This window comes from Stenotrophomonas sp. YJH_SMC_91, assembly GCF_059368495.1.
Window position 1 is genome coordinate 13,084 of the sequence record NZ_JCAFRT010000001.1, and the last position, 25,130, is coordinate 38,213.

At 66.9% G+C, this 25,130-nt stretch carries 19 protein-coding genes and 1 riboswitch; of the genes, 6 read left to right on the forward strand and 13 right to left on the reverse strand.

From position 1 onward, the window contains the following. Positions 1 to 7 precede the first annotated feature (7 nt). Positions 8 to 658, reverse strand: coding sequence for a protein-L-isoaspartate O-methyltransferase family protein (locus tag AC5P5X_RS00060; RefSeq protein WP_111189355.1), 651 nt, complete (start codon positions 656 to 658; stop codon positions 8 to 10). Positions 659 to 794: 136 nt separating this feature from the next. After that, a complete protein-coding gene (locus AC5P5X_RS00065; RefSeq protein WP_005410959.1) occupies positions 795 to 1,475 on the reverse strand; it encodes a TetR/AcrR family transcriptional regulator in 681 nt (226 codons plus the stop codon). Positions 1,476 to 1,592: 117 nt separating this feature from the next. On the opposite strand from AC5P5X_RS00065, the gene AC5P5X_RS00070 reads away from it, so the two are divergent. Both AC5P5X_RS00070 and AC5P5X_RS00075 read left to right on the forward strand, forming a co-directional pair. Further along, entirely contained in the window at positions 1,593 to 2,723 is a 1,131-nt protein-coding gene (locus tag AC5P5X_RS00070; protein ID WP_012481207.1) for an efflux RND transporter periplasmic adaptor subunit, read from the forward strand. A gap of 4 nt (positions 2,724 to 2,727) precedes the next feature. After that, positions 2,728 to 5,889: an efflux RND transporter permease subunit gene (locus AC5P5X_RS00075; RefSeq protein WP_111189356.1), complete on the forward strand. Its 3,162-nt coding sequence runs from the start codon at positions 2,728 to 2,730 to the stop codon at positions 5,887 to 5,889. Between the two features lie 127 nt (positions 5,890 to 6,016). On the opposite strand, the gene AC5P5X_RS00080 is transcribed toward AC5P5X_RS00075, so the two are convergent. Further along, positions 6,017 to 6,922: a LysR family transcriptional regulator gene (locus tag AC5P5X_RS00080; RefSeq protein ID WP_495215871.1), complete on the reverse strand. Its 906-nt coding sequence runs from the start codon at positions 6,920 to 6,922 to the stop codon at positions 6,017 to 6,019. A 117-nt stretch (positions 6,923 to 7,039) separates the two neighbouring features. On the opposite strand from AC5P5X_RS00080, the gene AC5P5X_RS00085 reads away from it, so the two are divergent. Beyond that, positions 7,040 to 7,813, forward strand: a complete 774-nt coding sequence (locus tag AC5P5X_RS00085; RefSeq protein WP_005414410.1) for an SDR family oxidoreductase — start codon at positions 7,040 to 7,042, stop codon at positions 7,811 to 7,813. Positions 7,814 to 7,914: 101 nt separating this feature from the next. Here AC5P5X_RS00085 and leuB read toward each other — a convergent pair whose 3' ends face one another. The 9 genes from leuB to ilvC all read right to left on the reverse strand — a co-directional run bounded on the left by leuB (position 7,915) and on the right by ilvC (position 17,569). Then, the gene (gene leuB / locus AC5P5X_RS00090; protein ID WP_099483930.1) at positions 7,915 to 8,976 is read right to left on the reverse strand and encodes a 3-isopropylmalate dehydrogenase; all 1,062 of its coding nucleotides are present in this window, start codon (positions 8,974 to 8,976) and stop codon (positions 7,915 to 7,917) included. Continuing rightward, the gene (gene leuD / locus AC5P5X_RS00095) at positions 8,966 to 9,544 is read right to left on the reverse strand and encodes a 3-isopropylmalate dehydratase small subunit (protein ID WP_099483929.1); all 579 of its coding nucleotides are present in this window, start codon (positions 9,542 to 9,544) and stop codon (positions 8,966 to 8,968) included. The genes leuB and leuD overlap by 11 nt, the downstream gene beginning before the upstream one ends. After that, on the reverse strand, positions 9,544 to 10,962 hold the full coding sequence (leuC, locus tag AC5P5X_RS00100; RefSeq protein WP_111189357.1) for a 3-isopropylmalate dehydratase large subunit: 1,419 nt from the start codon (positions 10,960 to 10,962) through the stop codon (positions 9,544 to 9,546). Before leuC ends, leuD begins: the two co-directional genes overlap by 1 nt. A gap of 60 nt (positions 10,963 to 11,022) precedes the next feature. Next, positions 11,023 to 11,802, reverse strand: a complete 780-nt coding sequence (locus AC5P5X_RS00105) for a class I SAM-dependent methyltransferase (protein ID WP_049460236.1) — start codon at positions 11,800 to 11,802, stop codon at positions 11,023 to 11,025. Between the two features lie 10 nt (positions 11,803 to 11,812). Further along, entirely contained in the window at positions 11,813 to 13,399 is a 1,587-nt protein-coding gene (locus AC5P5X_RS00110; RefSeq protein WP_099527283.1) for a 2-isopropylmalate synthase, read from the reverse strand. Continuing rightward, entirely contained in the window at positions 13,396 to 14,487 is a 1,092-nt protein-coding gene (locus tag AC5P5X_RS00115; RefSeq protein ID WP_033835631.1) for a threonine dehydratase, read from the reverse strand. Before AC5P5X_RS00115 ends, AC5P5X_RS00110 begins: the two co-directional genes overlap by 4 nt. A 96-nt stretch (positions 14,488 to 14,583) precedes the next feature. Further along, the gene (locus AC5P5X_RS00120) at positions 14,584 to 14,835 is read right to left on the reverse strand and encodes an ACT domain-containing protein (protein ID WP_005410947.1); all 252 of its coding nucleotides are present in this window, start codon (positions 14,833 to 14,835) and stop codon (positions 14,584 to 14,586) included. Continuing rightward, a complete protein-coding gene (gene ilvG / locus AC5P5X_RS00125) occupies positions 14,819 to 16,555 on the reverse strand; it encodes an acetolactate synthase 2 catalytic subunit (RefSeq protein ID WP_005414404.1) in 1,737 nt (578 codons plus the stop codon). The genes AC5P5X_RS00120 and ilvG overlap by 17 nt, the downstream gene beginning before the upstream one ends. Before the next feature lie 39 nt (positions 16,556 to 16,594). Continuing rightward, positions 16,595 to 17,569: a ketol-acid reductoisomerase gene (gene ilvC / locus AC5P5X_RS00130; RefSeq protein ID WP_099527282.1), complete on the reverse strand. Its 975-nt coding sequence runs from the start codon at positions 17,567 to 17,569 to the stop codon at positions 16,595 to 16,597. Between the two features lie 657 nt (positions 17,570 to 18,226). Here ilvC and ggt point away from each other — a divergent pair. Next, positions 18,227 to 19,945, forward strand: a complete 1,719-nt coding sequence (gene ggt / locus AC5P5X_RS00135; RefSeq protein WP_032966077.1) for a gamma-glutamyltransferase — start codon at positions 18,227 to 18,229, stop codon at positions 19,943 to 19,945. A 548-nt stretch (positions 19,946 to 20,493) separates the two neighbouring features. Here the strand turns inward: ggt and AC5P5X_RS00140 are convergent. Next, complete coding sequence (locus AC5P5X_RS00140; RefSeq protein ID WP_005410943.1) at positions 20,494 to 22,071, reverse strand: BCCT family transporter; 1,578 nt, start codon at positions 22,069 to 22,071, stop codon at positions 20,494 to 20,496. Between the two features lie 220 nt (positions 22,072 to 22,291). Then, a riboswitch (TPP riboswitch) is annotated at positions 22,292 to 22,392 on the forward strand. A gap of 82 nt (positions 22,393 to 22,474) precedes the next feature. On the opposite strand from AC5P5X_RS00140, the gene thiC reads away from it, so the two are divergent. Together thiC and AC5P5X_RS00150 are read left to right on the forward strand one after the other, a co-directional pair. Beyond that, on the forward strand, positions 22,475 to 24,319 hold the full coding sequence (thiC, locus tag AC5P5X_RS00145) for a phosphomethylpyrimidine synthase ThiC (protein ID WP_005410942.1): 1,845 nt from the start codon (positions 22,475 to 22,477) through the stop codon (positions 24,317 to 24,319). 139 nt (positions 24,320 to 24,458) lie between these two features. After that, positions 24,459 to 25,130, forward strand: coding sequence for an ion channel (locus AC5P5X_RS00150; RefSeq protein ID WP_012481194.1), 672 nt, complete (start codon positions 24,459 to 24,461; stop codon positions 25,128 to 25,130).

A 25,130-nucleotide genomic window follows, 5' to 3' on the forward strand; every position in this document is an offset into this window, starting at 1 on the left:
CTTGGACTCAGAGGTGGAACTGGGGTGCCGGGGCGGCACCACGCAGGTAATCGATATCGGTCTCGAACAGGGACTCGGTGCTGCCGTCGGCCTTGACCAGCAGGGCCTCCATCGCCGGCGAGCGGCCGTGGATCACGAACAGGCGACCACCCGGACGCAGCCACGAGGCGAACTGTGACGGCACCACGTCGACCGCACCAGTGACACAGATCACGTCAAAGCGGCGTTCGGTCTGCCAGGACAGGGCGTCAGCCACTTCCACGCGGACGTTGGTGCCCAGGCCGGAGGCGTCGTCCAGGCGGGCACGCGCGGCGGCGGCCAGCTCCGGGTCGATCTCCAGGCTCAGCACGTCGCGCGCGAGCGCGCCGATGCAGGCGGACAGGAAGCCGCTGCCGGTGCCGATTTCCAGCACTTCGTCACCCGGCTGCAGATCCAGTGCCTGCAGGGTACGGCCCTCGATGACCGGCTTCATCATCTTCTGGCCGTGGCCGATCGGCAGTTCGACATCGGCGTAGGCCAGCGCCCGGTGTGCATCGGCGACAAAAGCCTCGCGCGGCAGGCGGGCCAGGACGTCGAGCACCTTGATGTCCAGCACGTCCCAGGGACGGATCTGCTGTTCCACCATCAGTTCGCGGGCGTGGGCGTAATCAATCGTCATGAGGTTCAAATCCAGCGCAGTGGGCCGGCCATTTTACCGGTGCCGGAGGCCGGCGGCGCGCCCAGAGCATCAGCTGCCGGGTGGCCGGGGTCGCAGTGCCGGAAGTCATCGCGACCTCCGGTTCGTTCAGTTTTGGTTATTCAGCCGTCCCGGCCCCTCGCGGCGCATAGGCGCGCAGGAAGAAGTCGATGCTGGCGGTCACGTGGGCAAGAGGGTCGCACTCCACCGGTGACAGTGGCATGCCGCACATCATATGCATGTGCACTTCGCCCTTGACCAGGGTCAGGAACTGCTCGCCAGCCAGCGAATAGTCGGTGATTTCCAGCTCGCCGCGCTCGGCGCGTGCCCGCAGGAAGTCAGCCAGGGCCTCGCAGGTACGTTCCGGTCCTGCCTTCCAGAACAGCTCGCGCAGGCGTTCGTCGGTCTCCGGCGCCATCATCATGCGCTGGATCGAGATCGCCGCATCGGAAGTGATCAGTTCGAAGAAGGCCAGGCCGATGCCGATCAGCTGGTCGCGCAGCGGGCCGTCCGCGTCGGCCACGAACAGGGCATCGGGCAGCATTTCAATGCACTTTGACTGCACGGCCTCGGAGAACAGGGTCTCCTTGTCGCCGAAGTGGCTGTACACGGTCAGCTTCGAGACGCCGGCCTGGGCGGCAATGGCGTCCATGCTCACGCCGGTATACCCCTGTTCGATGAACAGTACCTTGGCTGCTTCAAGGATCGCCGCGCGCTTGCCCAGATCCTTGGGGCGCCCGGGTCCGGCGGCCTTGGCAGCGGGCTTGGCCGACGGCTTGCGGGAAGTGGAAGAACTCATCGCAACAATACTAGACCAAGCGGTTCGATATTTATACTATACCGGCCGGTTTATTAAATTGGGCCGGCAGTCGCGGCTCCCCCTTGTTGCAACCCTGCGTTTTCAGGACGTTGACCGATGAAGATCGTGCGCTGGATGGGCGGTATGGTGTGGGTGGCTGCGCTGGCAGCCTGTTCGGGACAGGAACAGGCGCCGCAGGCGGCCGTGCCGGTACTGGTGGTTCACCCCGGCGAACAGGCCGGACAGGCGCCGGCGGCATTCCCGGGCACGGTGCGTGCCCGTCAGGAAAGCCCGCTGTCGTTCCGCGTCGGAGGCAACCTGGTCAAGCGCCACGTCGATGCTGGCCAGCGGGTGAAGAAGGGCGACGTGCTGGCCGAACTGGACGTGGCTGACTTCGCGCTGCAGGCCCGTGCCTCGCAGGCGCAGCTGGCTGCGGCCGAGGCCGACCTGGTGCGTGCCCGCGATGACCTGAAGCGCTACCAGGTGCTGGCCGACCAGCAACTGGTCAGCCGCTCGCAGCTGGACCAGCAGTCCGCGGCGTTCAAGGCCGCGCAGGGCCAGGCCAATGCGGCCCGCGCCAACCTCGATGTGCTGCGCAACCAGGCTGACTACGCGCAGCTGCGCGCGCCGGCCGATGGCGTGATCGCCAGCCGCGAGGCCGAAGCCGGGCAGGTGGTGTCCGCCGGCCAGACCATCTTCAACCTGGCCGCCGATGGCGGCCGCGAAGTGCTGATCGACCTGCCCGAGGCGACCATCCGCGACTACGCGGTCGGCCAGCCGGTCGAGGTGGAACTGTGGAACCGCCCGGGCCAGCGCCTGCCCGGTACGATCCGCGAGATCGCCGCCGCCGCCGATCCGCAGGCACGCACCTATGCCACCCGCGTCAGCCTGGCCGCCGATGCGCTGGCCGATGTCGAACTGGGCCAGAGCGCACGCGTCTACAGCAGCGCCGGTCGCCACGGTACCCTGCAGCTGCCGCTGGGCGCGCTGCAGCGCGGTGCCAACGGTGCCGCCAGCGTGTGGGTGGTCGATCCGGCCAACAGCACGCTGAAGGCCGCCCCGGTCACCACCGGTGCGTTTGGCAGCGAGACCGTGCCGGTGCTGTCCGGCGTGAACGCGGGTGACTGGGTGGTTGCCGCCGGTGGCCACCTGCTGCGAGCGGGCCAGCCGGTGATCGCCGTGGACCGGCAGAACCGCCCGGTGCTGAAGCCGGCCGCGCCGGCCGCTGCCGCCAAGGCCAAGGAGTAAGCCGGTGCGCCGCTTCAATCTTTCCGAGTGGGCGCTGGCCAATCGCCCGCTGGTGCTGTTTGCGATGCTCGCCTTCGCCTTGATCGGCGCGTGGTCGTACAAGCATCTGGGCCAGTCCGAGGATCCACCATTCACCTTCAAGGCGATGGTGGTGCGCACGCTGTGGCCGGGCGCCACCGCCGAACAGGTCTCGCGGCAGGTGACCGAGCCGATCGAGAAGGCGCTGATGAACACCGGCGAGTACGAGTTCATCCGCTCCTATTCGCGCCCCGGCGAATCGCAGGTCATCTTCATGGCCCGCGACAGCCTGCGTTCCAGGCAGATCCCGGACCTGTGGTACCAGGTGCGCAAGCGCGTGGGCGACATCCGTGCGACGCTGCCGCGCGAGATCGTCGGTCCGTTCTTCAACGATGAGTTCGGCGACACCTACGGCAACATCTATGCGTTGACCGGCAAGGGCTTCGACTACGCGGTGATGCGCGACTACGCCGACCGCATCCAGCTGGAACTGCAGCGCGTTCCCGATGTCGGCAAGATCGACCTGGTCGGCCTGCAGGACGAGAAGGTGTGGATCGAGCTGTCCAACACCCGCCTGGCCACGCTGGGTGTGTCGATGCAGCAGGTACAGCAGGCGCTGGCCGACCAGAATGCGGTCACCGGCACCAGCTTCTTCGAGACCGCCACCGACCGCGTGCAGCTGCGCGTGACCGGCCAGTTCAACGACATCGAAGCGATCCGCCAGTTCCCGATCCGCGCCGGTGACCGCACCGTGCATCTGGGCGACATCGCCGAGGTCAAGCGTGGCTTCGCCGATCCGGCGTCGCCGAAGATGCGCTTCATGGGTGAAGAGGCCATCGGCCTGGCAGTGGCGATGAAGGATGGCGGTGACATCCTCAAGCTCGGCGCCAATCTCGATGCCGAGTTCGAGCGCCTGCAGAAGACCCTGCCGGCGGGCATGCAGCTGCGCAAGGTGTCCGACCAGCCGCAGTCGGTGGAAGAGTCGGTCGGCGAGTTCGTGCAGGTGCTGACCGAAGCGGTGGTGATCGTGCTGCTGGTCAGTTTCTTCTCGCTGGGCCTGCGCACCGGCCTGGTGGTGGGCGTGACCATTCCACTGGTGCTGGCGATGACCTTCTTCGTCATGCACTACTTCGACATCGGCCTGCACAAGATTTCGCTGGGTGCACTGGTGCTGGCGCTGGGCCTGCTGGTGGACGATGCGATCATCGCGGTGGAGATGATGGCCACCAAGATGGAGCAGGGTTACGACCGCCTGCGCGCGGCCAGTTTCGCCTGGGAATCCACGGCGTTCCCGATGCTGACCGGCACGCTGATCACGGCGGCCGGCTTCCTGCCCATCGCTACGGCGGCCTCGAGCACCGGTGAGTACACGCGTTCGCTGTTCCAGGTGGTGACCATCGCGCTGGTGGTGTCGTGGATCGCGGCGGTGCTGTTCATCCCGTACCTGGGCGACAAGATGCTGCCGGACCTGTTCAATCCGCAGCCGCCGAAGCCGGGCAGCGTGTCCGCGCGCTGGCATGCCAAGCGCCAGCAGTGGGCCGACCGCTATCCGGCGCTGGCCAACCTGATCGCGCCGCCGCAGCACGGGCACGACCACGATCCGTACCAGCGCCCGTTCTACCGCAGCTTCCGTCGCTTCCTCGATGGCTGCCTGCGCCACCGCTGGTGGGTGATTGCCGCGACCATTGCCCTGTTCGTGTTCTCGCTGATGATGTTCCGCTTCGTGCCGCAGCAGTTCTTCCCGGATTCGACCCGGCCGGAACTGATGGTGGACATCGAGCTGGCCGAGGGCGCATCGCTGCGCTCGACCCAGGCCCAGGCCGAGAAGCTGGAGAAGCTGCTGTCCAGCCGCGAGGGCATCGCCAACTACGTGTCCTACGTGGGCACCGGTTCGCCGCGCTTCTACCTGCCGCTGGACCAGCAGCTGCCGGCCACCAACTTCGCCCAGTTCGTGGTACTGGCCAAGGACATCAAGGCGCGCGAAAGCACCCGTGACTGGCTGCTGCACGAGGTGATTCCGAAGTTCCCGGACGTGCAGATGCGCGTGACCCGCCTGGAGAACGGCCCGCCGGTCGGCTATCCGGTGCAGATGCGCATTTCCGGCGAGCACATCGAGAGGGTGCAGGCGATCGCGCGCCAGGTCGAGGCCAAGGTGCGCGAGAACCCGCACGTGATGAACGTCAACCTGGACTGGAGCGAGCCGAGCAAGGTGGTGCGGCTGGTGATCGACCAGGAGCGTGCGCGGGCGCTGGGCGTGAGCAGTGCCCAGGTCAGCCAGTTCCTGTCCAGTTCGCTGGCCGGGCAGTCGGTGAGCGTGTACCGCGAAGGCAACCGCCAGATCGAGATGCTGCTGCGTGGCCCGGCCGATGAGCGCAACCAGCTGGAGCTGCTGTCCAGCCTGTCGATGCCGACCGCCAACGGCGGCAGCATCACGCTGTCGCAGGTGGCGACGATGGAGTACGGCTTCGAGGACGGCATCATCTGGCACCGCAACCGCCTGCCGACGGTGACCGTGCGTGCCGACATCAGCGATGGCATGCAGCCCCTGGACGTGGTGCATCAGATCCTGCCGACGCTGGATGGCATCCGTGCCGAGCTGCCGAACGGTTACCTGCTGGAAACCGGCGGTACCGTGGAGGATTCGGCACGTGGCCAGAACTCGATCAAGGCCGGCATGCCGCTGTTCCTGGTGGTGGTGGCCACGCTGCTGATGCTGCAGCTGCGCAGCTTCTCGCGTGCGGCGATGGTGCTGGTGACCGCGCCGCTGGGCATCATCGGCGCGACGTTGTTCCTGCTGCTGTTCCGCGCGCCGTTCGGCTTCGTGGCACTGCTGGGCACGATCGCGCTGGCCGGCATGATCATGCGCAACTCGGTGATCCTGATCGACCAGATCCAGCAGGACATCGATGCCGGGCATGACCGCTGGCATTCGATCATCGATGCGACGGTGCGCCGCTTCCGCCCGATCGTACTGACCGCGCTGGCGGCCGTGCTGGCGATGATTCCGCTGTCGCGCAGCGCGTTCTATGGCTCGATGGCGATCTCGATCATGGGCGGCCTGATCGTCGGCACGGTGCTGACCCTGGTGTTCCTGCCGGCGCTCTACGCGGCGTGGTTCCGGGTCAAGCCGGACGAATCCGGGGCGTAACGCCCGACCGGGGTCACGACCGGGGTCAGATCCCTTTCCCGGAGGGAAAGGGATCTGACCCCATCCATGATGTGGTGGGTGCCAACCTTGGTTGGCACGGATGCATCCATCCACGCATGGCGTGGATCTACTGTAGCTGCAGGCCGCTCCGTAGCACTGGCAGCAGCCATTCGATGAATACCTGCACGCGTTGTGCGCGGTGCTGCCGATGCGGCTGCAGCAGGGTCACCGGTAACGGCTGCGCCACATGCTGCGGCATCACCTCCACCAATGCGCCTGACTGCAGTTCGGCCTGCACGTCGTAGCGCGGAATCTGCAGCAGCCCCAGCCCCGCCACGCAGCACGCGATCGACGCTTCTGCACTGTTCACCCGCACCCAGCCGGGCATCGGCAATGTGCGTAGCTGCGTGTCCTCCTGCCACTCCCACGCTTCCACCCGCGCTGTCGTCGGCGATGCATAGTTCACCGCCCGATGCTGCTGCAGGTCGGCAGGTTGCTGCGGCACACCGTACTCGCGCAGGTAGGCCGGCGCGGCAACGTTGACGAAGTCGAGCTGGCCCAGTGTGCGCGCCACCAGGCTGGAATCGCCCAGCTGCCCGACCCGCAGCACCGCATCGCAGCCGTCTTCGATCAGGTTCACCGCGCGGTCGGTCATGCCCAGGTCGACTTCCACCTGCGGATGGCGCGCGAAGAAGTCGGGCAGCGCCGGGGCGATGATGCGGCGGCCGATGCGACTGGGCACGTCGATCTTCAGCAGACCCACCGGCTGCGCATCGTCCTGCCGGAACAGCGATTCGGCGTCTTCAACCTCGGCGATCAGGCGCAGGCAGCGGGCATGGAACACGTCGCCGTCGTGGGTGGTCGACACCCTGCGGGTCGAACGCTGCAGCAGGCGGGTACCGAGCCGCTGCTCCAGCTCCGCAATGGCTGCCGAGACGGTGGAGCGGGGCAGGCCGAGCTGGTCGGCGGCGCGGGTGAAGCTGGCGCACTCCACCACCCGGGTGAAGATGCGGAAGCGATCGATCCGGTCCATTGTTCGCTGGCTCTGGAAGGTTAAGTCAATGCGGCGGGCTTTATCCGCATTTTCTGCACGATATCGTCGTCAGGGCAGGGTTGCCACCCCGGACAGCCCACTTCCGAGACCGAGGCCATGACCGACCATTCCCTCAAGGGCAAGACCGTGCTGATCGCCGGTGGCGCCAAGAACCTGGGCGGACTGATCGCCCGCGACTTCGCCAGCCAGGGCGCCAAAGCCATCGTCATCCACTACAACAGCGCCGCCACCCAGGCCGATGCAGAGGCGACCGTCGCCGCCGTGCAGGCCGCTGGCAGCAAGGCCGTTGCCCTGCAGGGCGACCTGACGTCGGCGGCAGCGATGGAGCGCTTGTTCGCCGATGCCGTGGCCGCAGTCGGCCGTCCCGACATCGCCATCAATACGGTCGGCAAGGTGCTGAAGAAGCCGCTGCTGGAGATCAGCGAAGCGGAGTACGACGAGATGAGCGCGGTCAACGCCAAGGCCGCGTTCTTCTTCCTCAAGGAGGCTGGACGCCACGTCAACGACGGTGGCCGCATCTGCACTCTGGTCACCTCACTGCTGGGTGCGTTCACGCCGTTCTATTCCAGCTATGCCGGCACCAAGGCGCCGGTCGAGCATTTCACCCGCGCCGCGTCGAAGGAGTTCGGTGAGCGCGGCATCTCGGTGACTGCGATCGGGCCGGGCCCGATGGACACGCCGTTCTTCTACCCGGCCGAGAGTGCCGATGCGCAGGCGTACCACAAGACCGCGGCCGCGCTCTCGGCGTTCACCCGCACCGGCCTGACCGACATCGCCGACATCGTGCCGTGGATCCGCTTCCTGGTCACCGACGGCTGGTGGATGACCGGGCAGACCATCCTGGTCAATGGTGGGTACACCACCAAATAATGCAGCCACGCATGGCGTGGCTCTACAGTAGAGCCACCCCATGGGTGGCTGCCCGCAATGTGCGAAGGGAGAGGCGCCACAGGTGGCGTGGCGCTATCGGATCAGTTGAGTTTGGCCAGCACCGCGTCGGTGGCGGCTGCCGTGCTCACCGCCTGGCCGTTGGCGGCCAGATCGGTGGTGAACACGCCATCGTCCAGCACGGCGTGCACGGCGGCTTCCACCGCAGCGGCTTCCGTTTCCAACCCCAGCGAATGGCGCAGCAGCATCGCGGCGCTGAAGATCGTCGCGTACGGATTGGCGATGCCCTTGCCAGCGATATCCGGAGCGGAACCATGGATCGGTTCGTAGATGCCCACCGCGCCCGGCTCGCCCAGCGAGGCCGACGGCAGCAGGCCCAGCGACCCGGCCAGCATCGACGCCTCATCGGTGAGGATGTCGCCGAACATGTTCTCGGTGACGATCACGTCGTACTCGCGCGGCTTGGCCAGCAGGTGCATGGCCATGGAATCGACCAGCTGGTGCTCCAGCGCAACGTCCGGGAATTCCTCGCGGCCGATGCGCGCGGCCACGTCACGCCACAGGCGCGAGGTCTCCAGCACGTTGGCCTTGTCCACCGAGGTGACCTTGCCGCGGCGCTGCCGGGCCAGGCGGAAGGCACTGCGCAGCACGCGTTCGATCTCGGCCACGGTGTAGCGGCACAGGTCGCTGGCGCTGTCGGCGTCGCGGGTCTTGTCGCCGAAGTAGATGCCACCGGTCAGTTCGCGTACCACGACGAAGTCCACGCCCTGCAGCAGCTCGGCCTTGATCGGCGAGGCGTGCAGTGCGGCTTCGTGGGTACGCACCGGGCGCAGGTTGGCATACAGGCCCAGCGCCTTGCGGATCGCCAGCAGGCCCTGTTCCGGGCGCACCTTGGCGTTGGGATCGGACCACTTCGGGCCGCCGACCGCACCCAGCAGCACCGCGTTGGCGGCCTGGCAGGCAGTCAACGTCGAGGCCGGCAGCGGCTCGCCGTGGCGGTCGATGGCGATGCCACCGATGTCGTGCTCGCTGAAGGTGAAGGTGTGGTTGAAGCGCGTGGCGACAGACTTCAGGACGGCGACTGCCGCGGCGGCCACTTCCGGGCCGATGCCATCACCGGGCAGGACAACAATTTCAGCGTGCATGCTCACTCTCGTAGCGTTCGATTTCAGGGACACGGCCCAACAGATACCCCAACTGGTCGACACCTTCCAGCAGGCAGGTCTGCGAGAAGCCATCCAGCGGGAAGGAATAGACGCGGCCGTCCGGCGTGCGCAGTTCGCGCGCGGCCACGTCGATGGTCAGCGCATCGTCCGGGCGCTGCATCAGCGCCTGCACGTCGGCCTCGTCCAGCACGATCGGCAGCAGGCCGTTCTTCAGCGAATTGCCGCGGAAGATGTCGGCGATCTCGCTGCTGACGATGGCGCGCAGGCCGAGGTCGGTCAGCGCCCACGGCGCATGCTCACGCGAGGAGCCGCAGCCGAAGTTGCGGCCGGCGAGCAGAATGCTGCGGCCAGCGTTGTGCGGCTGGTTGAAGGCGAAGTCGGCCACCGGTGAACCATCGGCCTGCCAGCGCCAGTCGTTGAACGCGTTGCGGCCCAGGCCGGCACGCTCGGTGGTGGACAGGAACCGTGCCGGGATGATCTGGTCGGTGTCGATGTTGGTCTGGCGCAGCACCACGCTGGCCGAGGTCAGGGTACGGAAACCGGCCATCACGCCACCTCCTGTGCGAACAGTTCGCGGGTATCGGCAACGTGCCCGTTCACTGCGGCCCACGCGGCGCTCATCGGCGAGGCCAGCAGCGTGCGCGAACCGGGGCCTTGGCGGCCCTCGAAATTGCGGTTGCTGGTGCTCACGGCCAGCTGGCCGGGGGCGACCAGATCGCCGTTCATCGCGATGCACATCGAGCAGCCCGGCTCGCGCCACTCGGCACCGGCCGCGCGCACGATCTCGTGGATGCCTTCGGCCTCGGCCTCGCGCTTGACGATCTCCGAGCCCGGCACCACCAGCATGCGCACGCGCTCGGCGACGCGACGGCCCCGCAGCACCTGCGCCACCTCGCGCATGTCGCTCAGGCGGCCATTGGTGCACGAGCCGACGAACACCACGTCCACCGGCGTGCCCGCCAGCGCCTTGCCGGCCTGGAAATGCATGTAGTCCAGGCCCTTCTGTGCGGCGGCATCGTTGGCGGCGGGAATCGGTGCATCCACCGCGATGGCGGTGCCCGGATGCGTGCCCCAGGTCAGGGTCGGGCGGATGTCGGCGGCGTCGATGTGCACTTCGCTGTCAAAGCGCGCGCCGTCATCGCTGCGCAGCTGCTGCCAGCGTGCGACGGCCGAATCGAAGTCGGCACCCTTGGGGCCGCGCGGGGTAGCAGCGACGAAGTCGAAGGTGACCTGGTCCGGCGCCACCATGCCGGCACGCGCACCCGCCTCGATCGACATGTTGCACAGGGTCATGCGCTGTTCCATGTCCATCGCTTCGATGGTGCTGCCACGGAACTCGATGACGTGGCCGGTGCCGCCGTTGACGCCGATCACGCCGATGATGTGCAGGACCACGTCCTTGGCGCCGACGCCGGGCGCCAGCGGGCCATCGACGGTGATCGCGAAGGTCTTCGCCTTGCGCTGCAGCAGGCACTGCGTGGCCAGCACGTGGCCGACTTCACTGGTGCCGATGCCGAAGGCCAGTGAACCGAACGCACCGTGGGTGGAGGTGTGGCTGTCGCCGCAGACGATGGTCATGCCGGGCTGGGTGAAGCCTTGTTCCGGCGCGATCACGTGGACGATGCCGCGATTGTCCGAGGCCATGTCGAACAGTTCGATGCCGTGTTCGGCGCAGTTGCGTGCCAGGGTGGCGACCTGCGCTTCGGAGGCGGCGCTGGCGTAAGGCAGCGTACCGTCGGCGGCAGGCGGCAGGGTTGGCGTGGAGTGGTCCATCGTCGCCTTGGTGCGGTCCGGGCGGCGCGGCGACAGGCCGCGCTCGCGCAGTTCGGTGAACGCCTGCGGCGAGGTCACCTCGTGGATCAGGTGCAGGTCGATGTACAGCACGGCGGGGGCGCTGTCGGTTTCGGGAACCACCACGTGGGCGTCCCACAGTTTGTCGTACAGGGTGCGGGGTGCGGAAGTCATGCGTATGCCTGGCAGAAGTACGAAATAGCGAACATCAGTAAAGAAAACGGAACGGTCAAGTCAGCGACGGCGGGCGAGCACGCGCAGGCGCACGTAGTCGGCCAGCGGCTGGCCGGCGGCATTGCGCGACAGCTCGGCCAGCAACGCGGTGGCGGCCTCGCGCACGGTAGCGCGGGCCTCGGCCGGCAGGTCGTCCAGCAGTGGTGCGGCGAAGACCCGCAGCCAGCCGGCCACGCCGGTCGGCAGTGCGGTCGGGCGCGGCGTGCACTCGATCAGTTGCACCTGGAAGCCATGCTGGCGCAGGCGGTCGGCGTAGGCATCGGCGGTCGGGAAATACCACTGGAAGGTGCTGGCGCCATGGCCGTGGGCCACGCGCGCGGCCTGTACCGCCGCGATGATCGTGGCCACGTTGCCGTGGCCACCGAATTCGGCGACAAAGCGGCCGCCGGGGCGCAGGGCGCGGCGCACGCCTTCCAGCACGCGGTCCGGAGTCGTCATCCAATGCAGTGCGGCATTGCTGAACACTGCATCGAACTCGCTGTCGAACGACAGCGCGTGGCCGTCCATCACCTGCGCGTCGACACCGCGTGCGCGGGCGGCGACCACCAGTTCCGGCGAAGCATCCACGCCGTGGATGCGTGCGCCGCTCAGCGCCAGTTCGGTACTGAGTACGCCATCGCCACAGCCCAGGTCGAGGATGCGCTCACCGGCGCGCGGGTCGAGCAGGCGCGAGACCGCGCCGCCGAGCAGCGGGACGAAGCCGGCGTCGATCGCATAGTCCTGGGCGTTCCACTGCTGGCCAGCGGCGCTGGCCGGGATGAAGGTGTCGAAGGCGCTCATGGCGGGTTCCTCAGGCGGTGGCAGGGGTGGGAACGTCGGTGCTGTTGTGGGCGGTGGCCTGGCGCTGGCGCAGCAGGCGGTTGGCCACATCCAGCCAGGCCAGCGCGGAGGCTTCGATGATGTCCTTGCTGGTGCCGGTGCCGTCGTACTCCACGCCTTCGTGGCGCACGCTCAGGTTGGCCTCACCGCGCGCATCGGCGCCGATGCCGACGCTGTGCACGTGGTAGCTGTCGAGCATCAGCTGCACGCCGGTAGCGGCCGACAGCGCGCCGAACAGCGCATCGACCGGGCCATCGCCCTGCGCGGTCTCGGCCACGCGGTTGCCGTCCGGGTCGGACAGTTCGACCAGCGCGTTGGCGCGGCTGCCGACATCGCTGATGGTCATCGAGGCCAGGCGGTAGCCCTGCGCGTTGGAGCCGCCCTGCATCAACGTCTGCAGGTCGGCATCGGTGACCACGCGCTGCTGTTCGCACAGGCCCTTGAACTGCTCGAACACCAGTTTCAGTTCGTCTTCGTCCAGCCAGAAGCCCAGCGCACGCAGGCGCGCTTCAACAGCGGCACGGCCACTGTGGCGGCCCAGCACCATCTGCGAATCCTCCCAGCCCACGTCTTCCGGGCGCATGATTTCGTAGGTGCCGCGGTGGCGCAGCATGCCGTGCTGGTGGATGCCCGATTCGTGGGCGAACGCGTTGGCGCCGACGATGGCCTTGTTGCGCTGTACCGGCATGCCGACCAGGCGCTGCAGCAACTGCGAGGTGCCGACGATGCGCGGGGTGTTGATCGAACTGTCCTGCTCGTAGAAGGCCTGGCGCACCTTCAGCACCATGGCGATCTCTTCCAGCGAACAGTTGCCGGCGCGCTCGCCGATGCCGTTGACGGTGCACTCGACCTGGCGCGCGCCGCCTTCGATGGCGGCCAGCGAGTTGGCCACGGCCAGGCCCAGATCATTGTGGCAGTGCGCGCTGAAGATCACATTGGCGGCGTTCGGCACGTCGGCGACGCCGGCGATGACCTGCTGGAACATCGCGCGGATTTCTTCCGGCGTGGTGAAGCCGACGGTGTCGGGCAGGTTGATGGTGGTGGCACCGGCGGCGATCGCCACGCGCGCGACTTCGATCAGGTAATCCAGCTCGGTACGGGTGGCATCCTCGGCCGAGAATTCGACATCGTCGATGTAGGAGCGGGCCAGCGATACGTGCTTGCGTACCGACTCCAGTACCTGTTCGCGGGTCATGCGCAGCTTGTGCTCGCGGTGCAGCGGGCTGGTCGACAGGAACACATGCAGGCGCGGGTTGGCTGCGGCTTCCAGTGCGCGTGCCGAGGTCTCGATATCGGCCTGCAGGCAGCGAGACAGCACCGCCAGGGTCAGGCTCGGGCGGCGCAGTTCGCGGCCGATCAGTGCCATCGCTTCGCGGTCGGACTGCGAGCTGGCCGGGAAGCCGGTCTCGATGATGTCCACGCCCAGTTCGTCCAGCGCACGCGCCATCACCAGCTTCTGCGGCGGGCTCATGCTGCAGCCAGGGGACTGCTCGCCGTCACGCAGGGTGGTGTCGAAGATGCGGATGCGCGGGGTGGTAATTCGTTCGATGGTGGTCACAGGGAAATCTCCTCGACAGCGGGCGTTGCGGCTTGCAGGTGGGAAGGGGAAGGCATGGGGGAGGGCGGCGCGCTGGCCTTGGCGGGCGAGCGGGGTGTTTCGCTGCGCCGTCGCCGTGGCTTGCGCGGCGGGCGCGGTCGGATGTCGGTAAGCAGGCCGGCCAGCACGCCGGCATCGATGTTCCCGCCGGAGACCACCGCGCACTTGCGGCGGCCCGCGACGCGGCGGCCAGCGGCCAGCGCCAGCGCGCCGGCACCCTCGGCAATGATGTGTTCTTCCAGTGCCAGCCGGACCAGGGTTTCGCGCAGTTCGGCTTCGCGCACGATCACCACATCGTCCAGCAGCGAGGTGCACAGGCGACGGGTCAGGAAGCCGGGGATCTTCACCCGCACGCCGTCGGCCAGCGAGGCGACGGGTGCGATCTCGCGTACGTCACCGCGGATCGCACGTGCCATCGAATCAACGCCTTCCACCTGCGCGCCGACCACGCGCACGCCCTGTGATTTCAGCGCCAGGGCCACGCCGGAAGCCAGGCCACCGCCACCGATCGGCACGATCACCACGTCCGGGGCGTGCGCGGCCAGCTCGATGCCGACCGTGCCCTGGCCGGCGATCACGTCGGCATCGTCGAACGCGGACAGGAAGCGGTAGCCGTGGCGTTGTGCCAGTTCGACCGCGAAGGCGTAAGCCTCGTCATAGCTGTTGCCGTGCTGGCGCACGGTCGCGCCCCAGTGGGCGACGCCGGCGATCTTTGTGGCGGGTGCACCATGCGGCATCACAGTGATGGCCGGCACATCCAGGCGATAGGCGGCCCAGGCCACGCCCTGGGCGTGGTTGCCGGCCGAGGCGCAGATCACCGGCCGGGTGTCGCCGCGTTCGCGGCCGGCCAGCAGTGCATTCAATGCGCCGCGCACCTTGTAGGAACCGGTGCGCTGCAGGTTCTCCAGCTTCAGCCAGGTACCGAAGCGTTCGGCGTGGTGCAGCGGGGTGGGCGGCAGGAAGCGGCGCAGGCGGGCCTGCGCTGCCAGGACGTCGGCGACGCTTACGTCGCCGACATCGCTTTCCTGGCTGGTGTCAGCGGCCGGCATGGGCCACCACCGCGGTGCGGAAGACCGCCGCATGCGGGCACGGGCGGCGAAGAAGACGCCTCCGTACCGGCACCGTGGTCGCTACGGTACGGGTGTTCATGGCGATACTCCTTCCACGGCGGTGACCTGCACGGACACGCAGTCGTAGATCTTCTCGATCTGCCGGCACAGCGTTTCCGCCGGGCGCTGGCCATCGACGACCAGCTGCAGGTGCCAGCGGCCATCGTCGGCGGCCACCGGTGCGCCGCTGATCGCACGCGGCGCAAAGCCACGGCGTTCTGCCATGCCGATCACGCGCAGCAGCGCGCCCTCGGCCGGGTGCAGCACCAGGTCAAGCCGGTATTGCATTGGGGGTCTCCTGGCGGGCATGGGCGGGGTTGCTTTCCAGCATCGTGCTGTTGGCGGTGTTCGGCGGCACCAGCGGCCACACGTTGGCGCGTGCATCGATGGCCACGTGCAGCAGTGCCGGGCCCGGTTCGGCCAGCAGCGCGGCCAGGCCGCCTTCCACGTCGTCGCGGTTGTCGATGCGGGTGGCGGCAATGCCGAACACCTGCGCCAGGGCTACGAAGTCCGGGTTGTCGGACAGGTCGATCTCGCTGTAACGCTCGGCGAAGAACAGTTCCTGCCACTGCCGCACCATGCCCAGCGAACTGTTGTCCAGCAGCACGATCTTCACCGGCAGGCGGCAGCGGGCGATGGTCGCCAGCTCCTGCACGTTCATCATGAAGCTGCCGTCGCCGGACACCAGTACCACGGTGCGCTCCGGACAGGCGAACTGCGCACCCATCGCCGCTGGCAGGCCGAAGCCCATCGTGCCCAGTGCGCCACTGGTCAGGTGGTTGCGGGGATGGTTGAAGCGGCAGTGCTGGGCCACCCACATCTGGTGCTGGCCGACATCGCAGGCGATCACCGCATCGGTCGGTGCCAGCTCGCTCAGGCGCTTCAGCAGCGCCGGGGCGTAGATGTGCTGGCCCGGTGCGTCGTAGCGGGCAGCGAAGCGGTCGCGGTGCTGCGCACAGCGCTTGCGCCAGGCGTCCTGGTGGGCCCTGGGGGAGGGGAAGGCCGCACGCAGGGCACGGATGGCGTGACCGACGTTGCCCGGCACGGCGATGTCGGCAGTGCGCAGCTTGGAGATCTCGTAGGCGTCCGCATCGATGTGGACGACGCGGGCGAATGGCGCGAACTCGGCCAGCTTGCCGGTCGCGCGGTCGTCGAAGCGCGCGCCCAGCACCAGCAGCAGGTCGCTTTCCTGCACCGCCATGTTGGCTGCGCGGGTGCCGTGCATGCCCAGCATGCCCAGCGACTGCGGATGGTGGGCCGGCAGTGCACCCAGGCCGCGCAGGGTCATCACGGTGGGGATGGCACTGGCCTCGACGAAGTCGCGCAGGTCCTGCACGGCATCACCCAGGGCGATGCCGCCACCTGCGTAGACCACCGGCTTCTCGGCCGCCGCCAGCGCGGCGATGGCCTCGGCGATGGCGGCCTCGGCCGGCGCCGGCGGCGGTTCGACGCTGCTGGGCACGTGCGCCGGCAGATGGCTGGCATCGGCCAGCTGCACATCCTTGGGCAGGTCGATCAGCACCGGGCCGGGGCGACCCTCACGGGCAATGCGGAACGCATCGGCCACCACGCGCGGCAGGTCATCGACGCTGCGCACCAGCCAGCTGTGCTTGACGATCGGCATCGTCAGGCCGAACACATCCAGTTCCTGGAAGGCGTCGGTGCCCAGCAGCGGCGTGCCGACCTGGCCGGTGATGCAGACCATCGGTACCGAATCCAGCATCGCATCGGCAATGCCGGTGACCAGGTTCGAGGCGCCCGGGCCGGAGGTGGCCACGCAGACGCCCACCTGGTTGCTGGCGCGGGCGAAGCCGTTGGCGGCCAGCGCCGCGCCCTGCTCATGGCGTACCAGGATGTGCTTCAGCGACGAATCCACCAGCGCGTCGTAGAACGGCATGATGGTGCCGCCGGGATAGCCGAACAGCGTGCGGACGCCTTCGGCCTCCAGCGCCTGGGTCAGCCAGCGCGCGCCGTTGGGCGGCGCGCTGCGATGTGTCGAAGAGTTCATGGGGGAACCTTGCAAAGCGGGTGGGGGAGGGCCGCGTGGTTACGCGGCCTGTCCTTGCAACCAGACCATCTTGGCGCGCAGTTCCTTGCCCACCTTCTCGATCGGGTGCTCCAGGTCGGCCTGCTTGAACCTGTTGTAGTTCGGCAGGCCCGCTTCGTACTCGGCCACCCAGTTCTTGGTGAAGGTGCCGTCCTGGATGTCCTTCAGCACCTCCTTCATGCGTTCCTTGGTGCCGGCATCGATCACGCGCGGGCCGCTGACGTAGTCGCCGTACTGCGCGGTCTCGGAGATGAACTCCAACATGCGCGAGATACCGCCTTCATAGAACAGGTCCACGATCAGCTTCAGTTCGTGCAGCACTTCGTAATAGGCGATCTCCGGCTGGTAGCCGGCTTCGACCAGGGTCTCGAAACCGGCCTGCACCAGCGCCGAGGCACCGCCGCACAGCACCGCCTGCTCACCGAACAGATCGGTCTCGGTCTCTTCCTTGAAGGTGGTCTGGATCAGGTTGGCGCGCGCACCGCCGAGGCCGGCCGCATAGGCCTGCGCATGCTGCGCGGCCTTGCCGCTGATGTCCTGGTAGACCGCCCAGATGCACGGCACGCCACGGCCGATCTCGTACTCACGGCGCACCAGCGCACCGGGGCCCTTCGGCGCGACCAGCACCACGTCCAGGTCGGCACGCGGCTCGATCATCCCGTAATGCACGTTCAGGCCGTGCGCGAACAGCAGGCATGCACCCTGTTTCATGTTCGGCGCCAGCACGTCGTTGTAGAGCTTCTTCTGCACCATGTCCGGGGTCAGCACGGCAACCAGGTCCGCATCCTTCACTGCCTCGGCGGGCGCGATCACGGTGAAGCCATCGGCCTGCGCCTGGGCTTCGGTCGGGCCGCCCGGACGCAGGCCTACCACCACGTCGAAGCCGGATTCGCGCAGGTTCAGTGCGTGGGCGCGGCCCTGGCTGCCGTAGCCGATGACGGCGATCTTGGTCTGGGGCAGGTCGTTGGTGCTCATGGGGGAGGTTCCTTGCGGTGGGAAGAAAAAAGAACGGCCGGTCGTCGAGGTGACGTGCCGGCCGGTCAGGGGAAAGCGGTGGAGGAGGCGCCGCGCATCGCACAGGCACAGCCACCACAAGGCGTGGTGGTGCAGGTCCGGGTTGTGCGATGAGCGTTGGTCATGGTGGTTGCGTCTGAAACCAGGTTCTGAAATGAAAAAACCCGCACCGGGGCGGGTGCGGGTTTTTGAAGAGTTCCGGTGTGTGTGTTGCTTACACGCTGGCTCGTCCCGCACCTGTTGGTTGGGTAATAAGTACGAGCACAAGAATCGAACGCAGCGAGGCGGCGCCGGTGTCGGCGGCTTCGATGTGGGTTCGCGGTGGCGTGTTGTGATGCAACATGTGATCGAGAGAAACACAGCCATTTCGACGGTGTCAACCCTCGCGACGGATTTTCTATCGGTTTCCGCTGCATCCAGCGCAATCGCTTGCGGCACAAGGATGGTTGCTGCTGAAAGTGTTTCGGTGAACCCGAATTCACTCCTTTCGGGGCGGTTTTTGCGCGGAATCCGGTGGATTTTTCCGCCCAAGGATCAACGTCCATGACGTCTGTCCGATACCGCGTGAAGGCCGCAGCGGCGAAGATCGGGGAACCACCCGTCCATCGGAACCCGACTGTGTCCCGACGCCTTGCCCGTTCCCTGCTCGCCGCCGCCGTACTGGCTGCCGTACCCGCGCTGTCCTTCGCCGCCGACCGCATCACCGGCCACACCTTCGCCACCCGTTCGGAGGTGATCGCCCCGCATGCGATGGCCGCGACCTCGCAACCACTGGCCACCCAGATCGCGCTGGACGTGATGAAGGGCGGCGGTTCGGCAGTGGACGCGGCGATTGCCGCCAACGCCGCGCTCGGCCTGATGGAGCCGACCGGCAACGGCATCGGCGGCGACCTGTTCGCCATCGTGTGGGATCCGAAGACGCAGAAGCTCTACGGCTACAACGGCTCGGGCCGCTCGCCGAAGTCGCTCACCCTGGCCGAGTTCCAGCGCCGTGGCCTGAAGGACATCCCGGCCACCGGTCCACTGCCGGTGTCGGTGCCGGGTGCCGTCGACGGCTGGTTCGCGCTGCACGACCGCTTCGGTCGCAAGCCGATGGCCGACAACCTGGCGCCGGCCATCCGCTACGCCCGCGAGGGTCACCCGGTGGCCGAGGTGATCGCCTACTACTGGGACCGCTCGGTGCCCAAGTTGTCGCAGTACCCGGGCTTCAAGGAGCAGTTCACGATCAACGGCCACGCCCCGCGCAAGGGCGAGATGTGGAAGAACGCGAACCTGGCCAGCACCCTGCAGAAGATCGCCGATGGTGGCCGCGACGCCTTCTACAAGGGCGAGATCGCCCACACCATCGGTGACTACTTCAAGGCCAACGGTGGCTACCTGAGCTACCAGGACATGGCTGACCATCATGGCGAGTGGGTCGAACCGGTCAGCAGCAACTACCGCGGCTACGACGTCTGGGAACTGCCGCCGAACAGCCAGGGCATCGCCGCGCTGCAGATCCTCAATGTGCTGGAAGGCTACGACTTCTCGAAGATCCCGTTCGGTTCACCGGAACACGTGCACCTGTTTGTCGAAGCGAAGAAGCTGGCCTTCGCCGACCGTGCACGCTTCTACGCCGACATGGCGTTCCAGCCGGCGCCGGTGCAGAAGCTCATCTCCAAGGAGTACGCCGCGCAGCGCCGCGCGCTGATTTCGATGGACAAGGCGTTGAAGGAAGTGCAGCCGGGCACGCCGAAGCAGCTGGAGGAGGGCGACACGATCTACATGACCGTGGCCGACGCCGACGGCATGATGGTTTCGCTGATCCAGTCCAACTACCGTGGCATGGGCAGCGGCATGGCACCGCCCGGTCTGGGTTTCATCCTGCAGGACCGTGGCGAGATGTTCGTGCTGCAGAAGAACCATCCCAACGGCTACGCGCCGGGCAAGCGTCCATTCCAGACCATCATTCCGGGGTTCATCACCAAGGGCGGCAAGCCGTATGCCAGCTTCGGCGTGATGGGCGGCGCGATGCAGCCGCAGGGCCATGCGCAGATCGTGATGAACCTGGTGGATTTCGGGATGAACCTGCAGGAAGCCGGTGATGCGCCGCGCATCCAGCACGAAGGCTCGACTGAACCGACGGGTCAGGCCACGGCGATGACCGATGGCGGCGAAGTGAATCTGGAGACCGGCTTCCCCTACGAGACGGTGCGTGCGCTGATGCGCAAGGGGCATCGCATCGTGTTCGCCGATGGGCCTTATGGCGGGTACCAGGCGATCATGCGCGATCCCGAGAGCGGGGTTTATTACGGAGCTTCGGAGAGTCGCAAGGATGGGCAGGCGGCGGGGTACTGAGTTTCCCGGCCAACGGGCTGAGCCCCCTCTGCGGTGGTGGCAGTGATACGGGGCTTGGCCGGGCGGGTGGATTGTCTGGGGGCCGCTGCAAGTACGTCCATGTAAGCTCGGTCGCCGCATCCATGCGGCTCACGCCCCCAGCCAACCCACCCGCCCGGCCACGGACAGTTTCCGTGGCCGTCACCGCAGGAAAAGAAAAAAAGAAGAGCAAGAGCAAAGGCAACGGCAACAGCCGCGCGCTGTGTATTGGGGTCGGATCCGTTTTCCGCAGGAAAACGGATCCGACCCCTTCTTGTTTTCCGATACACCTCTTCCACGCAAAGCGTGGAAAACCAACCGTTACCGGGAAACTGTCGGGGGTGGGGTGGTGTGGGTGGGCAGGACCGTTGGCGCCATGGATGGCGCCATCGAGCCCCCATGGATGGGTTCACGGCGTGTCCTGCCCACCCACACCGCCCCACCCAACCAGCAGCAATCCAGAGCCGCCTTTGAATTTGACCTTGGCCCTTGCCTGAAAAAGCGGTGCAGCCGCAGGCTGCAAAACACCCTCAATCCTGATCGTGCGCGCGCGCTGCCTCGGCCTGCGTCTCCTCCTGCGCCGCCATCTCGCGTGCGATCCACGCATCAATCATGTGCCGCTGGCGCTGCGCCTGCCGCCGCTCGCGCGTGTACTCCTGGTCCAGCACCCGGTACAGCGACACCATCACCAGCACCATCAGCAGCGCGAATGGCAATGCCGCGATCGTGATCATGCCCTGCAGCGCGTCCAGGCCTCCGGCCAGCAGCAACGCCGCTGCGATCAGTGCCACCGCAATGCCCCAGGCCAGCTTGCGCTTCAACGGTGGGTCGCCAGCCTCGTCGGTGGACATGCTGGCCAGCACCAGGACCGCCGAATCGGCCGAGGTCACGAAGAAGATCATCAGCAGCACCAGCGCGATGCACGACAGCAACAACGGTAGCGGCATGCTGTCGAACAGTGTGAACAACACCGTCTCGTAGCCATTGCCAAGCGCCTGCACCAGATCGGCGTGGCCGAAGATCTGTGCCCACAACGCAGTGCCGCCGAACACCGCGAACCAGAAGAAGCCCAGCAGCGTCGGTGCGAGCACGACGCCGATCACGAACTCGCGAACGCTGCGGCCGCGCGAGATGCGCGCAATGAACGATCCCACGAACGGCGCCCACGAGATCCACCAGGCCCAGTAGAAGATCGTCCAGTCCGCCACCCAGGTGCTGCCGGAGAACGGTGACATGCGCAGGCTCATCGTCACCAGCTGGTTGAGGTAGGAGCCCAGCGTGGTGGTGAACGTATCGAAGATGAAGCCGGTCGGCCCCAGCACCAGCAGGATGGCTGCCAGCAGGGCAGCCAACGCCAGGTTGAAGTTGGACAGCCACTTCACACCTCGCTCCACGCCACTGGCGGTGGAGGCCATGTACAACACGAAGGCGACGGCAATGATGGTCATCTGCACGGCGACGGTAGCCTGCACGCTGAAGACGCGTTCGATACCGGCAGCAATCTGGATGGTGCCGAAGCCGAGCGTGGTGGCGACACCGATCGCGGTGGCAACTACGGCGGCGATGTTGACCACCCGACCGATCCAGCCGCGATGGTGGCGGCCGATGATCGGCTGCAGCATGTCGCTGACCAGGCCGCGTCCATTGCGGTTGAACTGGAACCAGGCCATCGCCAGGCCGATCAGTGCGTAGATCGCCCACGGGTGCAGGCCCCAGTGGAAGAACGCATAGCGCATCGATGCGCGCGCCGCATCCAGGCTTTGCGGCGCCAGGCCTTCCGGCGGCTTGCTGAAATGCGAGATGGGCTCGGCCGCACCCCAGAACACCAGGCCGATGCCCATGCCGGCGGCGAACAGCATCGACATCCAGCTGGCACGCGAGAACTCGGGTTCGGCGTCCTCGCCGCCGATGCGCAGGTTGCCGAAGCGGCCGAACGCCAGGTACATCAGGAACACCAGCGCCAGGAACACCACCAGCAGGTACAGCCAGCCGACACTGCGGATGACTTCCGCCAGCATCGACTGGACCACGGTGTTGAAGGGGCCGGGGGCGATACCGGCGAGCAGCACCAGCAGCAGAACCAGTGCGATGGAAACGCGAAACACCATGAAGGAGCTTCTCCGATCAAGGGGGATTGAGGGGAGCGAGCAGAGCTTGCGGCGAAGGGCCGGCGGCATGCAGCACGGACCGGGCAGGGGCCGCGAAGGCGGCGGGGAACGCATCGATCTCAGCAACGCGATGGCGTGCACGTTACTGAACGCGACGTCATGGTTCCGTTAACGAATGGCGACCTGGTCCCGGAGGCGGGCGGTCTATGCTCTAATGCGCACCAAGAAGCGGGGGTACCGGGCCATGTGGCCACGGTTGAGACAGTCCCTTGGAACCTGATCCGGCTCATACCGGCGTAGGGAAGCTTTGCAATGCAGCCGTGCCCGGACTCCGCCCAAGGACCGTCCGTGCGCGGGTGCCGTGCGCCGCCGCTTCGTCCCTGACCTTCCTGGACGATGCCCGATGAACGCACAGCTCTCCGCCCTGCAGCAACAGGCCCAGCAACTCTCCGCATCCGTGACCCGGCCCATTCCCGGCTCGCGCAAGATCCACGTGCCCGGTTCACGCCCGGATCTGCAGGTGCCGATGCGCGAGATCGCGCTGACCCGTACGCCGACGCTGTTCGGCGGCGAAGAGAATGCGCCGGTGACCGTTTACGACACGTCGGGCCCGTACACCGACCCGGAGGTGCGCATCGATCTTTCCGCCGGTTTGCCGGCACTGCGTCGCGGCTGGGTGGAAGAGCGCGGTGATACCGAGCAGCTCGAAGGACTGAGTTCTTCGTTCGGTCGCGATCGCGAGCATGACCCGAAGCTTGACGCGGTGCGTTTCCCCGCGCGCAGCCTGCCACGCCGTGCACGTGCCGGTGCCAACGTCACCCAGATGCATTACGCGCGCCGCGGCATCATCACGCCGGAAATGGAATTCGTCGCCATCCGCGAGAACCAGCGCCTGGACGCGATCCGCGATGCCGGCCTGCTGCAGCAGCACCCGGGCGAGGCGTTCGGCGCGTCGATCCAGAAGATCATCACCCCGGAGTTCGTGCGCGACGAAATCGCCCGTGGCCGTGCGGTGCTGCCCAACAACATCAACCACCCGGAAAGCGAGCCGATGATCATCGGCCGCAATTTCCTGACCAAGATCAACGCCAACATCGGCAACAGTGCGGTGTCTTCCGGCATCGCCGAGGAAGTGGAGAAGCTGGTGTGGGCGATCCGCTGGGGCGGTGACACGGTGATGGACCTGTCCACCGGCAAGCACATCCACGAGACGCGCGAATGGATCATCCGCAACTCGCCGGTTGCGATCGGTACCGTGCCGATCTACCAGGCCCTGGAGAAGGTTGACGGCCGCGCCGAGGCACTGACCTGGGAGATCTTCCGCGACACCCTGATCGAGCAGGCCGAGCAGGGCGTGGACTACTTCACCATCCACGCTGGCGTGCTGCTGCGCTACGTGCCGCTTACCGCCAAGCGTGTTACCGGCATCGTCAGCCGCGGCGGCTCGATCATGGCCAAGTGGTGCCTGGCGCACCACAAGGAGAACTTCCTCTACACGCATTTCGAAGACATCTGCGAAATCATGAAGGCCTACGACGTGACCTTCTCGCTGGGCGACGGCCTGCGCCCGGGTTGCATCGCTGATGCCAACGACGCGGCGCAGTTCGGCGAACTGGAAACGCTGGGTGAACTGACGAAGATCGCCTGGAAACACGATGTGCAGACCATGATCGAAGGCCCCGGCCACGTGCCGATGCAGCTGATCAAGGAAAACATGGACAAGCAGCTGCGCGAATGCGGCGAAGCGCCGTTCTACACGCTGGGGCCGCTGACGACCGACATCGCGCCGGGCTACGACCACATCACCAGTGCGATCGGCGCGGCGATGATCGGCTGGTTTGGCACGGCCATGCTCTGCTACGTGACGCCGAAGGAGCACCTGGGCCTGCCCAACCGCCAGGACGTGCGCGACGGCATCATGGCTTACCGCATTGCCGCGCACGCGGCCGACCTGGCCAAGGGGCATCCGGGCGCACAGGTACGCGACAACGCGCTGAGCAAGGCGCGCTTCGAGTTCCGCTGGGAAGACCAGTTCCACCTGGGCCTGGATCCGGAAAAGGCCAAGGAATTCCACGACGAGACGTTGCCGAAGGACGCGCACAAGCTGGCCCACTTCTGCTCGATGTGCGGACCGCACTTCTGTTCGATGAAGATCACCCAGGACGTGCGCGACTACGCCGAGGCCGGCATGAAGGAGAAGTCGCAGGAGTTCCGTGCTGGCGGGGCCGAGGTCTACCGCCAGGGGTGACGGGTAACGGGTAGTGCCGGCCGCCGGCCGGCATTCCGTCGTGCACGGGACCGGGGAGAGTGCTGGCCAATGGCCGGCACTACCGTTCATCACGCCGCGCCCGGCTATCCTCCGCGCATCGCCCAGGGGAAAGGACGCCATGCCCGTTGCCACGACCACCCGCTGGCTGGCCATCGCCCGCCGCCATCCTTCGGCCTGGCTCCTGGCCGCCCAGTTGATCGCGGTGCTGTTGTATCCCGCCCTCGATGACACCGCCGCTGGCCGGGCGGCGCTGGGCATGGTCGGCATGGCGGTACTCGGCCTGGCGCTGTGGGTGGTCCAGCGCAGTCCGCTGGGCACGTGGCTGGCATTGCTGCTGGCCATTCCATCGGTGGTGTTCTCGCTGGCTGGCGCCCTGCTGGACCGCAGTGCGCTGCTGACCACCGCGCAGCTGCTGGAAAGCCTGCTGTACTTCTATACGGCCGGGGCATTGATCGCCTACATGCTGCAGGACCATCGAGTAACACGCGACGAACTGTTCGCGGCCGGGGCAACCTTCACCCTGCTGGCCTGGGGGTTCGCCTTTGCATTCGCGGTGTGCCAACAGTGGTATCCAGGCAGTTTCCAGGGTGCGACGGCTGGCCCCGAGCGCAGTTGGATGGAGCTGCTTTATCTGAGCTTCAGCTTGTTGTCCGGAGTTGGATTGAGTGACGTCGTGCCGTTGCACCCGCAGGCACGGGCCCTGGTGATGCTCGAACAGTTCGCAGGCGTCATGTATATCGGCCTTGTGGTGTCGCGTCTGGTCGGATTGACCATGCTTCGGCGCATGTGA